The organism is Deltaproteobacteria bacterium (genome assembly GCA_016709225.1).
Classification (GTDB): domain Bacteria; phylum Myxococcota_A; class Polyangia; order Nannocystales; family Nannocystaceae; genus Xiheibacterium; species Xiheibacterium phototrophicum.
The window spans coordinates 872,133-884,766 of record JADJEE010000012.1; the positions used below are offsets into that span (position 1 = coordinate 872,133).

11 protein-coding genes are annotated in these 12,634 nt (G+C 72.0%); 4 read left to right on the forward strand and 7 right to left on the reverse strand.

Annotated features, from left to right (window positions below; all coding sequences use genetic code 11):
• Positions 1 to 108: 108 nt before the first annotated feature.
• Genes hxsB through IPH07_28610 form a run of 5 tightly spaced genes read right to left on the reverse strand, consistent with a single transcriptional unit; the run spans position 109 to position 5,567 of the window.
• Entirely contained in the window at positions 109 to 1,608 is a 1,500-nt protein-coding gene (gene hxsB, locus IPH07_28590) for a His-Xaa-Ser system radical SAM maturase HxsB (GenBank protein MBK6921390.1), read from the reverse strand.
• A complete protein-coding gene (locus tag IPH07_28595; protein ID MBK6921391.1) occupies positions 1,605 to 1,844 on the reverse strand; it encodes a hypothetical protein in 240 nt (79 codons plus the stop codon). The genes hxsB and IPH07_28595 overlap by 4 nt, the downstream gene beginning before the upstream one ends.
• Positions 1,841 to 2,332 carry a His-Xaa-Ser system protein HxsD gene (gene hxsD, locus IPH07_28600; protein ID MBK6921392.1) on the reverse strand — a complete coding sequence of 164 codons (492 nt, stop codon included), beginning with the start codon at positions 2,330 to 2,332 and terminating at the stop codon, positions 1,841 to 1,843. Before hxsD ends, IPH07_28595 begins: the two co-directional genes overlap by 4 nt.
• Complete coding sequence (locus IPH07_28605) at positions 2,329 to 4,149, reverse strand: radical SAM protein (protein ID MBK6921393.1); 1,821 nt, start codon at positions 4,147 to 4,149, stop codon at positions 2,329 to 2,331. Before IPH07_28605 ends, hxsD begins: the two co-directional genes overlap by 4 nt.
• Positions 4,146 to 5,567: a redoxin domain-containing protein gene (locus IPH07_28610; protein MBK6921394.1), complete on the reverse strand. Its 1,422-nt coding sequence runs from the start codon at positions 5,565 to 5,567 to the stop codon at positions 4,146 to 4,148. Before IPH07_28610 ends, IPH07_28605 begins: the two co-directional genes overlap by 4 nt.
• Positions 5,568 to 5,674: 107 nt before the next feature.
• On the opposite strand from IPH07_28610, the gene IPH07_28615 reads away from it, so the two are divergent.
• Positions 5,675 to 6,232: a GNAT family N-acetyltransferase gene (locus tag IPH07_28615; protein MBK6921395.1), complete on the forward strand. Its 558-nt coding sequence runs from the start codon at positions 5,675 to 5,677 to the stop codon at positions 6,230 to 6,232.
• A gap of 36 nt (positions 6,233 to 6,268) precedes the next feature.
• Here the strand turns inward: IPH07_28615 and IPH07_28620 are convergent, their stop codons facing one another.
• Complete coding sequence (locus IPH07_28620; protein ID MBK6921396.1) at positions 6,269 to 6,694, reverse strand: DUF1232 domain-containing protein; 426 nt, start codon at positions 6,692 to 6,694, stop codon at positions 6,269 to 6,271.
• 12 nt (positions 6,695 to 6,706) lie between these two features.
• On the reverse strand, positions 6,707 to 9,001 hold the full coding sequence (locus IPH07_28625) for a radical SAM protein (GenBank protein ID MBK6921397.1): 2,295 nt from the start codon (positions 8,999 to 9,001) through the stop codon (positions 6,707 to 6,709).
• Here IPH07_28625 and IPH07_28630 point away from each other — a divergent pair.
• From IPH07_28630 to IPH07_28640, 3 genes are all read left to right on the forward strand, one after another.
• Complete coding sequence (locus tag IPH07_28630) at positions 8,988 to 10,265, forward strand: HAMP domain-containing histidine kinase (protein MBK6921398.1); 1,278 nt, start codon at positions 8,988 to 8,990, stop codon at positions 10,263 to 10,265. The two genes, IPH07_28625 and IPH07_28630, sit on opposite strands and share 14 nt — an antisense overlap.
• Positions 10,262 to 11,620 (forward strand): sigma-54-dependent Fis family transcriptional regulator, encoded by a 1,359-nt coding sequence (locus IPH07_28635; protein MBK6921399.1) that lies wholly within the window; start codon positions 10,262 to 10,264, stop codon positions 11,618 to 11,620. Before IPH07_28630 ends, IPH07_28635 begins: the two co-directional genes overlap by 4 nt.
• A 241-nt stretch (positions 11,621 to 11,861) precedes the next feature.
• Positions 11,862 to 12,515, forward strand: coding sequence for an RNA polymerase sigma factor (locus tag IPH07_28640; GenBank protein MBK6921400.1), 654 nt, complete (start codon positions 11,862 to 11,864; stop codon positions 12,513 to 12,515).
• The last annotated feature ends 119 nt before the right edge of the window (positions 12,516 to 12,634 follow it).

The following is a 12,634-nucleotide window of genomic DNA, read 5'->3' on the forward strand; positions in this document are numbered from 1 at the left end:
ACGGGGACGTGCCCGCGCACCGGCGCGACGACGCGAGCCCATCGGGTAGCGCGCGATGTCGCGCGGGACCACGGCCCGCCAAGCGCACGGGCGAGCACTGCACCCGCGCTACGGCGTCGCGCGGTCCTGCAGGAAGTGTTCGCGCGGTCGGATCGTGGTCCAACGCGAGAGCACCTCGAGGGTCGCCGCGTCCGCGGTCGCGAGCTTCTCGAAGAGGTAGTCCTGGATGCCCTTGTGGACGGCGCACATCGAGCTCTCGCGCATGCGCCCCATCATCGTGCCGAGGGTCTTGTGGTTGTGTTCGGGCTGCGTGCCGCAGTACGGCACGTAGGGGCAGTCGACGCAGTCGGGCTGAGCGTCGAGGTTCGAGGCGACCGCCATCGCGCGGATCGTCGGATGGCCCACCACGTCGCGGTAGCGGGCGGTGCGGACGTCACCCAGCAGGAAGGTCGCGTCGCCGGCCGCGGCCAGCATGCGGCCCTCGTCGGAGCTGTAGATCTTGCCGTCGTGATCGTACGCGAGCTGGCCGATGCCGGCGCCACCGGGGCTGCGGATGTCGAGGAAGTTGGGATCGTCGCCGCTCAGGATCTTGGTCAGGAAGATCGCCGCGTAACGCTCGAGGATCTCGACGCCCTGGCGGTTGCGCTCGATGATGTAGTCGACCGCCTGGCGGTAGTAGGCCAGGTACTCGCTGCGTGGGTATTCGACCACGCGCCGGGTCTTCTCGGCGAAGCCGAACGGATCGACCGGGCGCAGGAACAACGCGCGACAGCCGAGCTCCACGTAGGTGTCGACCACCTCGCGCCAGCGCTGCAAGGTCTCCTTGGTGGTCGTGAGCAGGGCTTCGACGTGATAGAGCGTCGGGTCGAGGCCGGCTTCGGCGTAGGCCTCGTTGATGCGGCGGATCCACGGCAGCGCGCTGCCGAACGCGGAGGCCTGCGGCAGCTTGCGCTGCTTGTCGTGCAGGTCGGCGGGGCCGTCGATGCTGGTGCAGATCTGCACGCGGTGTTCGAGCAGCCACGCGAGCTTGGCCTCGTCCATCAGCGACAGGTTGCTGACCATCGTGAACTCGAGCTGCTTGCCGAGCCCGCGGTTGCGCTCGAGCGCGTACTCGACGATGCGCTGGACGACCGGGAAGTTGACCAGCGGCTCTCCACCCTGGAACTCGATCGTCACGTGCGGGCTGGTCGTGCGCAGCACCAGGTCGACCACGCGCTCGGCAGTCTCGGGCGTCATGTCGGTGTGCACCGCGTCGAGGTTGGCCCGCGAGGCGTGGCAGTAGACGCAGGTCTCGTTGCAGCGCAGCGTGACGACCACCAGGTGGAGGTTGGGGCCCGCGTGCAGGAAGCGCTTGCGCTGGCGCATGGTCTCGGCGGCCCGGCGGGCGTCGAAGCTCTCGCGCACGAGGTTCTTCGCCGCCAGCTGTGCGTGCAGGGCCCCGGAGCGATCGACCCTACCCGACACGAACTCGCGGAACTGCTCGCGCGAGAGCACCACCCACTCGCCCTCGAGGCTGGTCACCACCACGCGCTCACCGAGCTCGCGGTAGCGGAAGAACGCCGGGTAGCCGCGGGTGTCGAGCACCGGAGTCGTCATCGCGGTGGTCATCGGTCGGGCCCTCCGCGCTCGATGGTGAGGCCCAGCGCATGGTTGCCGAGCTCGAGCGCGATGCGTCGCAGACGTCGGGCCGCGCTCGCCGGGGCCGCTTCGGCGCGGAGCGACAGCTCGACCACGAAGGCGGTCTCGGTCTCGCTGCGCACGCTGGTCGCGACCGACGCGAAGGCCTGCAGCGCCTGATCGATCGCGCTGCCGGCGTAGAGCGTGCGATCGAAGCTCAGCCTCACGCCGCACCCCCGTCGTCGTCCGGCTTGGGCTTCTTCTTGTACTTGTCCTCCCACGACTGCGCGATGCCCAGCGGGTCGTCGAACGGCTCGTCGGTGAAGTCGAACGCCTCGAGTTCGTCGAGCGAGGGCGGCCCCATCGCGCCGCCGAAGGCCTGAAGGGTCACCGACTCGATGAGCGCCCGGTTCTGTCGCGTGATCTCGCGGCGACACGCGCCCGACAACAGCTCGTTGGCGAACTCGCCGACCAGCGCGCGCAGGGCCTCGGCGTCGGCGGCCTGCTTGGGCGTGAGCACCACGCACAGCCGCCGGTTCGCGTCGCGCTCGAGGAACACGTAGCAGCGCGCGATGAAGGCATACGCGGCGGCGTAGACCACATCGAGCGGGTACACGCCGTCGTCGACCCGCAGCGTGACGGCCGCGGTACCGAGCTCGGCGCCGAGTTGGGCTTCGACCTGATCGACCGGCAGGCCCCAGAGGGATTCGCTCATGCAGGACTCCGCCGGTAGCGTATCAGCCACTGATTGCCCGTGTCGGGCGCGATGTCGCGGCGCTCGAGCGCGACGAACTCGGTGTGGACGATGCGGGCCGCGGCCGCGCCCGCGTCGTCGTTGCGCAGGTGCTCCCAGGCGGCCGTGGCGGCCGCTGCACGGGCCTGCTGCGCCCCCGTGCGCGCGAGCCCGAAGGGCACGTCGTCGAAGATCCACAGCTCGCCGCCGGGCCGCAGCACCCGCGCGAGCTCGTCGATCACGCGGGTGGGATCGTCGAGATGGTTCCACGCGTGGGCGATCACCGCATGGTCGACGCTGGCCCCGGGCAGCTTCGCCAGCTCGTCCTCGGCGAGCCCGGCCCGCCCCTGCGCCCCCGGCACCCGCTCGTGCAGCCGCGCGAGCGCGTCGCGATCCGGCTCGATGCCGCACCAGCGGACCGCACCGCGGGCGATCGCGTCGCGCCACACGGCGGTGATGCGCCCGCTGCCGCAGCCGATCTCGAGCACGTCACCGCCGAGCTGGGCCAGGCGCGCGCGCAGCTCGGCCTCGGCGTCGGCCAGATCGAACGACAGCGCCGGCTCGAACAGCCCCGTGCAGTTGTGGCGGTGTCGACACGGAGCGCAGATCGGGCTGCGCACCAGCTTGACGAGGTCGCGGGCGAGGTCGTCGATGGCCGGCTTGCGCGAGGCGTCGAGATAGACCTGCCCATGCGCGTGTTTGACGGTCGCGATCGCGTCGTCGTCGAAGTCGCGGCTGTCGCAGCGATAGCGCGCGAGCCGGTCGCGGTGCCGCACGAACAGGTGCCGTGCGGGCTCCCATGGATCGAGGCTGCCACCGCCGGGTCCGTCCGGGTCGAGCAGCGGACAGTGATCGGCGTCGCCCGTCGGCGTGTAGACCTGCTCGAGCACCCACGAGAAGGAGTTGCTGCGCAGGCCTGCGCGTGGCGGCGCGAGCTCGGCGTGACCGTGGCGCCCGTGGTACTCGCGGAAGATCCCGGGGCAGCCGCCCCGGATCGCACACTCGTCGCAGTGCGGCGAGGGGTGCAGCTTGTTGCGATCGTCGACCGGCAGCAGGTCGGGCTCGCCGACCTCGACCATGGTCCAGTACCGATGCGTGCGCAGGTCGTCGTAGTCCGACTCGAAGCCCGGCAGCAGGCACAGCGGCACGCCGCCGTGGCGGGCGCGACCGGGGCCGAGGCGCTCGCGCGCGTACTGCAGCGCGTCGAGGATCGCCGCTGCGGTATCGCGCAGCCGCGGCACCACGATGTCGAGCAGGCGCATGGCGCCGCCCTTGGGCTCGCAGGCCGAGAACTTGAGCGTGACGTCGGGCCAGGCGGCCGCGGCATCGACCAGCCCACGCAGGTGCGCGAGGTTCTGCCGCGTGACCACGCAGTTGAGCGTGGGCGCGAGGCCCTGGCCCTGCAGGTTGGCGATGGCGGCGGTCGCCGCTGCGAACGAGCCGGCCCGCACGATGCGATCGTGGATCGCCGCCTCGCCCGCATGCAGCGACATGTACACGTAGCGCAGCCGCGAGCCCATCAGCCGCGCGAGCACCTCGGGATAGGCCAGCAGCAGGCCGTTGGTCACCAGGCCCAGATCCATGCCGAGGTGCGCGACCAGACCGGCCCAGCGGAACAGCTCCTCGCGGATGGTCGGCTCACCACCGGAGAGCACGACCATGGTGTGGCCGAGCGCGTGGGCGCGATGGATCTTGGCGGTGATCTCGTCGGCGTCGCCGTCGATGTGGCGCAGCTGCTGCGTGTGGCAGAAGGTGCAGTGCTCGTTGCAGGCGTAGCCGACCTTGACCAGGGCCTTCATCGCGGCCCCGCAGCCGCGGACGCGGGCCGTCGTAGCGTGACCAGGTCGGGCGCAGGCCCGAGCGCACGCGCCGGGGCCTGCAGACGGGCGCACGCGTCGAGCAGCTGCGCCGCGTGGGCGTTGGTGTCGACCTCGACCACCACGTGGGCCACGCGGCCGCGCGCATCGACGAGGTAGCTGGAGCGGCGGGGGCCGTGATCCCACGCGCGCCACGCCCGGGCGAGCGCGCCGTCGGGGTCGCTCGTCATCCGTGCGTCGGCGTCGTGCCGCCGGGCCCACGCCACCAGCACGTCGTCCGGCTGCGGCGCGACCACGACGACGGCGAGGCCGGCGGCGACCAACGCTTCGCGTCGGGCCACGGTGCTGCACAGCTGCGCGGTGCAGCCCGGCGAGCCCGCCTCGGGCACGAAGCACACCGCGGTCATCGGCGCCGACCAGCGCACGTCGGCCAGCGCCGGCGCGGGTTCGCCGAGCATGTCGAAGCGGGGATCGAGCACGACCGCGGTGTCGATCACCCGCGCGCCGGCGATCGGCTGGAACTCGTCGCCGCCGAGCCGCTCCGGGTACTCGCGCCACGGGCCCTCGCAGATGGGCTCGAAGCGGCAGCTCGCGCACTGCACGAAGCGACGCTTGCCACGGGCGACACGGTCGTCGCGGTAGTCGGGCACGACGTAGCCGTCGTAGACGATCTCGGTGGCGGGGATGTGGAGCTCGGCGACCGCCGACGCGTGGCCCTGCATCATGCAGAACGGCATCGCTTCGGCCATGCACGCCACACCGCCGGCGCGGCCGACCGCGAGCGCCTCGTGCACGAAGCCGGCGATCTCGGACATCCGCGGCACCACACCGTTGAAGTAGGTCGCGGCGTGGCCGGTCGGGTGCGGGAACGCCAGCTGGAACTGCGCGACGCCCAGCTCCACCAGCAGCTGCGCCAGCGCCGGCAGGTGGCGCGCGTTCTGCTTGGTGATGACGGTGTTGCACACCACCCGCTGCTGCAGCGCGACCAGGTGCTCGATCGCGCGGACGATCTGCGCGAACGATCCGGGTGCGCGCGTGAGGCCGTCGTGCAGCTTGGCCTCGTGGCCGTGGATCGACGGCGAGAACTCGTTGGCGCCCGCCGCGATGGTGCGCTCGCAGAACTCGCGGTAGGCGAACATGCGGCCGTTGGTCTGGATCTGGATGTTCTCGTATCCCAGCGCCCTCGCGGCCCGCACCAGCTGCAGGAAGTCGGGGCGGATCGAGACCTCGGCACCGGTGAAGACCACGTCGACGCACGTCGCCCGGCTGGCGCGCAGCTCGTCGATGCACGCCTGCGTCGAGCGGTCACCGGTGAAGAGGTGATCGCCGATGACACAGAACACGCAGTTGCTGTTGCAGGTCGTGCCCGTCTTGAGGTCGGCGCGGCGGCGGATGGCCATCTCCAGCGCACGATCGTAGGTCGAATCCCGCGGCCGCGCCATCGCCGAGGCGCCCCGTCCGCACGACGCCTTCGGCCTGTCGGGCTTGGGGTACACTCGTGATCCGCATGTTGCTGCGTCCGGACCTCCGCGAGTGGACCATCCGCGAGGCCGCCGCCGACGACGGCGCTCGCCTGGCGTGGATCCGCACCGCCAGCTGGCGCGATGCCTACCGCGACATCATTCCACCGCTCGCGCTCGAGCGCATCGCGGGCCGCGATGCGCAGCGCATGGCCCACGCCGTGCGCCACCGCGGCCGCGGCCACACCATCTGGCTCGCAGAAGATCGGCAGCACACCGCCTTCGGCTACGCATGGGCGGGCCCGCAGACCGATCGCGCGCTGCCTTTCCTCGGTGAGGTGTTCGAGCTGTACCTCCACCCCGCGTGGCAGCGCGCGCGGGCCGGCACCGCGCTCCTCACCCACACGATCTGGGCGCTGCTCGCCGCGCGCCTGCATCCGGTCGCGCTGTGGGTGCTCGCGGACAACCACCCGGCGAGGCGCTTCTACGAGGCGATGGGCGCCGTCGAGGTCGCACGACGTACCGTGGATGTCGGCGGTCGCCCGCTCGAGAAGATCGCGTACGGCTGGCACGAGCAGCTACCGCTGCCGAACCTGCGGCGATGACGGCGGAGCTGCGGCGAGGGCGAGCCCGCCCGCGCGTCAGCCCGACAACCCCGCCATGCGGAGCGCATCCTTCGTGCGCTTGCCGACCTCGGCGCGGGCGTCGGTGTAGATGTGATCCATGGTCTCGTCGAGCGGGCCATCGCCCTGCCACGCGGCGGTGAGCAGCTCGGTGGGCAGCTCGCGGCGCAGGATTCGGTAGACGTGGGCCGCCACGAAGAGGTCGTCCATGAGCCCGAGCGGGCCGAAGTCGGCCTCGGGCATGACGTCCTCGGGCACCACGAAGTAGGCCAGCACCGCGTTCACCATCGCGCGCGCGTCGCGGGACAGCGTCGGCGCGCAGAAGAGACGCGCATAGAACTCGAAGACGTCGGGCGCACGCATCACCGTGCGCTGTCGCGAGCCCTCGTAGGCATCGACGAACAGCCGCAACGAGGCCAGGAAATCCGGCGCTGCGAAGGCCACCTTCGCACGGTATCAGTCGCCGGACGGCGTGTCGCGGACCTCGGGCACCAGGGCCGCAAAGCCGTGCGCACGCACGAAGTTCACGGTGGCACCGCGGCAGCTCGGGTCATGCACACAGGTGCGACAGCGCAGCGACTTGACGTGGTCGTGGTCGTGCACGAAGCGCCGCGTGTAGCGGAAGATCTCGAGCCGCGACGCCCCCGCGCCGTCGAGGGCCGTCGACGCGAGCATGGCGGTGTCGAGCACCCGCGCCGGCGCCCGAGGGGCGATGCCGCTGCGGCAGTGCGGCACGCCCTCGAAGGTGATCGCACCGAAGCGAGCCACCAGCTCGCGCGCGCTCGTCAGCGGTGCGTCGCGGGTGGCGGCGTCGCTGGCCAGCTCGTAGTTCGGTTGCACGAGCGCCAGGCGTGACGGCCACGACGTCTGGGTCGCGAGCCACGCGGCGTGCTCGCGGTCGAACGGCGCCAACACCTCGAAGCTGCCGGCGATGGCCAGCACCGCCTCGGTCTGCGCGAGCTCTCGCGTGCGCACGCGGTCCAGCGATCTGCCGTCGATGCTCCCATCGGCGGCGAGCGCCGCGGCGAGGCCGGCCGTCGATCGCAGCTCGAGCTCGAGGGCGAGCGCGCGCGGGAGCGTCCGCGCGTGGCCGCGCGCGGCGGCGAGATCGGCGGCGACTATCCACGCCCGCGTCGCACCGCTGGCGGCGATGCGCGCCGCCAGGTCGAGGCCCGGCGGGGCCTCGGCGACCGCGGTATCGACCACCGGCAGCCGCCGCAGATGATCCGCCGCTGCCGCGCGGGCCCGGCTGCGCTCGGCGCTGGCCGGGTCGCCGCCGAAGCTCGGCGGCAGCGCGGCCTCCCAGTCGAGATCGAAGCGCACCACGTCGAAGCGCTGCGCCGCGAGGGCCTCGCGCGTGTCGTCGAGGTGATCGCACAGCCGCCGCACGTAGCAGTGGCGGCAGCGCGCGGGCTCGCGACACGGCAGCGGCGTGCCATCGGCCAGCAGTCGCTCGTACTCTTCGCGGCGGCCGCGGACCTCGTCGTTCAGCTTGTACGGATCTTGAATCAGCGACTCGAAGCCCTCGAGATGCTCGACCGGAAAGCGGTTGAGCCACAGGTGCACGTCGGGCTCCCGCGACATCGCGAAGGTCTCGCGCAGCGCGTCCTGGTGCGCCTCGAGATCGTAGAACAGGGTGGTCTCGCCCTCTCGCCACGCGCGTCCGAACGGGATCACCTGCAGCAAGTCGAACTCGCGCACGCCCATCGCCATGAAGGTCCGCAGCATCCGCGGCAGGTGGCGGACGTTGGCTCGGTTCACGCAAACGTCGATGTTCACGACCGGGCGCCCATCGGCGAGCGCGGCCCTCAAGCCCGCGATCTCCTCGTCGAAGGCCCCCTTCACGCCGACCAGCGCGTCGTGGATCTTGGCGTCGGGGCCGTGGATCGAGAACGTGATCTCACCCAGACCGGCATCGAGCGCCCGCCGCAAGAACTCGGGATACGCGAACATGCGACCGTTGGTGACGGTCTGCACCCGCGTGTAGCCGGCCGCGCGTCCCAGCCGGACGAAGTCGACGAAGTCGGGGTGGATGGTCGGCTCGCCGCCCGACAGGATGAGGCGCTCGGCACCCTTGCGGCGGCCATCGAGGATCTGCGCCTTGACCTCGTCGCGGGCCCGGATGCGCCCGTCGTGGGTGTCGCTGTCGAGGCAGAACACGCAGCGGTCGTTGCAGTCGAAGGTCAGCCGCACCCAGTTGCGCACCTGATGGGCCGCGTGCTCGTGTTGCTCGCGCTTCTGACCGAAGCCGACGCTCTCTTCACCCTCGGCCACCTTCACCACGGGTAGTCTACGCCGGGCGCGGCGTGCGGCGTCCTCGGAGCCGCAGTGCCCGGGAGCCCGACATCCCCGCCGGATTCCCGGACAGCGGCCGGGCCGGCGTCGCGCGAGCGCCGAGAATTCGCTTGGCACCGCGGTTGCTGAGCCCGTGGGGCCCCACTCGGCCCGCACGCCCTTCGAGCCGTGGGAACGGCAGTCGCCGCCGGGCGCCCGCGCGCGCCCCGAGCAAGACCCAATCGACACGATGCCGTCCGCCGCACTATCTTGGAACGCGATGTCGAACGACCCACGGCAGACCGATGTCGCGCTCGGCGTGGTCGAGCTGCGGCGCCGCGCACTGCTGCGCCTGGTCGATCGCTTCCGTCTCGCGAAGTGGGTGATGGCGCCGCTGCTCTTCAGCGTCGGCGGCTGGATCCTATATATCGACGGCGCACCGTGGCGCTGGGCCCTGGTCGCCGTGGCGGGCGGCATCTCGGCGGCGGTCGGCGTGCGCTTCGGCTTCGGCAACGCCAAGGGCATCGCCCGCTTCTGCGAGCGCGACTTCCGACCCTCGGAGGCGGTGCCGTTCGCGACCGTGCAGGTGTTGTTGCTCGCCGCCAGCGGCGGGCTCGCGAGCCCGCTGCTGCCGATCATGTTCGCCGGGGCCCACAACGCCGGCCTGTTCGGTGGGCCGGCGGCCTCGCGCAGCGTGTTCGTGGTGCACGTCGTCGGCCTCTGGACCCTGCTCGCGCTGCACCTGACGCACGTCGTCGAGCTGGTGCCGCACCCGCTGGTCGACACCCACTGGCCGGGCCCGACCTTTCTCACCTCGATCGCGGTGGGCATGACCGGCGCGCTGATCGGCGCCCACGTGATGGGCCTGCGGACGCGCGAGGCGGTCGACGAACAGCTGCGTCAGGCCGTGCTCGCGCGCGAGGCTGCGCTCGGCAACTACCGCGAGCGCGCCGACGAGCTGACCACGCTGTCGGCCGAGATCGCCCACGAACTCAAGAACCCGCTCGCGACCGTGAAGGGCCTCGCTGCGTTGCTCGGCCGAGATGCCGAGGGCAAGTCGGCCGAGCGCCTGCTCGTGCTGCGCCGCGAGGTCGACCGCATGCAGGGCATCCTCGACGAGTTCCTCAACTTCTCGCGGCCGCTGGCGCCGTTGACCGTGCGGCGCGTCGATCTCGGCAAGCTCGCACGCGAGGTCATCGATCTGCACGAGGGCATTGCCAGCGATCGCCGCGTCGCGATGGAGCTCGATGCGGATCTCGGCGTGGGTGCGGTCTGCGACCCGCGCAAGATCAAGCAGATCCTCGTGAACCTGCTGCAGAACGCGCTCGACGCGGCGGGCCCCGAGACCACCGTGGAGATCGTGGTGCGGCGCGTGGTCGACCTCGTGGAGATCCAGCTGCTCGACCGCGGTGCGGGCGTGCCCGCCGATCTGAGCGAGCGCGTGTTCGAGGCCGGCATGACCACCAAGCCCAACGGCAACGGGCTCGGCCTGCCGATGGCGCGGGCGTTGGCGCGCCAGCACGGCGGCGACCTGCGGCTGGCACCCCGCGGCGACGGCCACGGCTGCGCCGCGATCGTGCAGCTGCCGGTGCTCGGCCCCGCGCTGGCCAACGCCGACGCCGAGGCCTCGATCAGCGACGTGGCCCCGCCGCCCAAGCCCGCCGTCGAGCCACACGCGGCGCGCACGCGTGACGACGCCGCGGTGCCGCTCGCCGAGGGTGCGCTGGGGGCGATGACGTGAAGCCGCACGCGCTGGTCGTCGACGACGACGACGGCGTGCGCTTCACGCTCGCAGGCATCCTCGAGGAGGAGGGCGTGCTGGTCTCGCAGGCCGCCAGCGGCGAGGCTGCGCTCGCGCTGTTCGACGACCCCGCAACACCCGAGATCCACCTGGTCGTGACCGACATGCGCATGCCGGGCATGAGCGGGCTCGACCTGCTCACGGCTCTGCGGCAGCGCACGCGCGCGCCGAAGGTCGTGATGATCACCGCACACGGCAACGAGCGCCTGGCGGTGGAGGCGACCAAGGCGGGCGCCTACGACTACTTCCGCAAGCCCTTCGAGCTCGAGGAGCTGGTGGCGGTGGTCCGACGCGCGCTCGATGCCGTGCGGCTCGAGGTCGAGAACGAGCGCCTGCGCTCCACCCTCGAGCTCTCGCAGACGATGGTGTTCGTCTCCGATGCGATGGCGAAGCTGGCCGTGATGGTCCACCGCGTGGCCCCGCGCGACGTCACCGTGCTCATCCGCGGCGAGAGCGGCACCGGCAAGGAGCGCGTCGCCGAGGCCATCGTGCGGGCCTCGAGGCGCGCGGCCAGGCCGTTCGTGCGCTTCAACTGCGCCGCGCTGACCACCGAGCTCGCAGAGGCGGAGCTGTTCGGTCACAGCCGGGGAGCTTTCACCGGTGCGGTTCGCTCGCGCGCGGGGCTGTTCCGCGAGGCCGAGGGCGGCACCATCTTGCTCGACGAGGTCGGCGAGCTCGACCTCGCGACCCAGGCCAAGCTGCTGCGCGTGCTGCAGGAGCACGAGATCCGCCCGGTCGGTGAGGATCACGCGATCCCCATCGACGTGCGGGTCATCGCCGCGACCCACCGCGACCTCGCCAAGCGCGTCGAAGAGGGTGCCTTCCGCGAGGACCTCTTCTACCGCCTGCGCGTGGTCGAGATGCACGTGCCGCCGCTGCGCGAGCGCCCCGAGGACATCGCGCCGCTGGCACGCCACTTCCTGCGGCGCTTCGCCTCGAGGTTCGGGCTCGGCATCGTGCGCGAGCCGCCGGAGCTGATCGTGCGGCTGCAGGCGATGCCGTGGCCCGGCAACGTGCGCGAGCTCGAGAACGCGATCGAGAGCCTGGTCGCACTGTCGGACGGCGACGACTTCGACCTCAGCACGCTGGGCCCCTCGACGCCGTCATCCCGCGCCAGCGACGGTGGCGACGGTGGCCTGCGGGAGCGCGTCGATGCCTTCGAGCGGCAGCTGCTGCTCGACGCGCTCGCGGTCGCGTCGGGCAATCGCAGTGAAGCGGCCCGCGCGCTCGGCATCGGCCGCGCGACGCTCCACGACAAGCTGCGCAAGCACGGCATCGTCGACGGCGGCGCCTGACGGTCTGCCCGGCCCCGCCGGAGTTCCGGACGGACGATCCGGCGGACCGACAGGTCCGCTCGCCCGGTCCCGGCGGACGCCGCGATACCCCGCGCCGTCACACGCACTCGTTGCCGGCCGTGTGTGGCACGCAACGTGCTTCCTTGCGCCGGCAATGCTCGCGCACGCAGTCCCGGCCACCGCCCGCGCCCCCCGAGCCCGCCGCGCGAGTCCCCTGCGCGCCGCGACGCCGGCGGCCGCGATGGCGCGACCGGCTGCGCGCATGGAGGCGTACCTGCGGGGTGACGACCACGCCCTGAGCACGCTGTTCCGCGTGCTCGCGCCGCGGCTGCGCCGCTTCCTGCAGGCCCGCATCGACGATGCCGACATGGTCGAGGACGTCGTGCAGCAGACCTTCATCAAGGCCCACCTCGGCCGGCATGCGTTCCGGGCACGCGCCACCGACGGACGTCACAGCGACGACGCCATCGTCGCGTGGTTCCTCGCGATCGCGCGGAACACCGCGATCGATGGCCTGCGATCGGAGCGTCGCCACCAACGCGGACGCGTGCACGAGGGTGACGCGGGCGAGTCGTGCGTCGACGAGTGCGCCAGCGACATGCCCGACCCCGAGCAGCTCCACATCGACGCGCAGTCCGATTTCGCCGTGCGCGAGCGGGTCCGTGCCGCAGTCGGCCGCCTGCCACCCTCGCAGCGCGACGTCGTCCTGCTGCACAAGCTCGAGGGCCTGTCGATGCAACAGGTCGCACAGCGGCTCCACGTGATGCCGGGTGCCGCGCGGGTGCGTGCGCATCGGGCCTACCTCGCCCTGCACGCCCTGCTCCAGCCGACCGTGGCGGCCAACTCGCGCGCGCCCGCAGATTCGCCGTCCCGCGGTCACGACGCTGCCGCCTGACGCCGCGAGCATCGAGGGCCGCAGCGCGCGTTGGTCGGGGCCGTCGGGATCCGCTAGGATCCCGAGCGATGTTGGCGGAGGTCTGCACGCCAGGCCGCCGCCCACGAATCGGGACGACG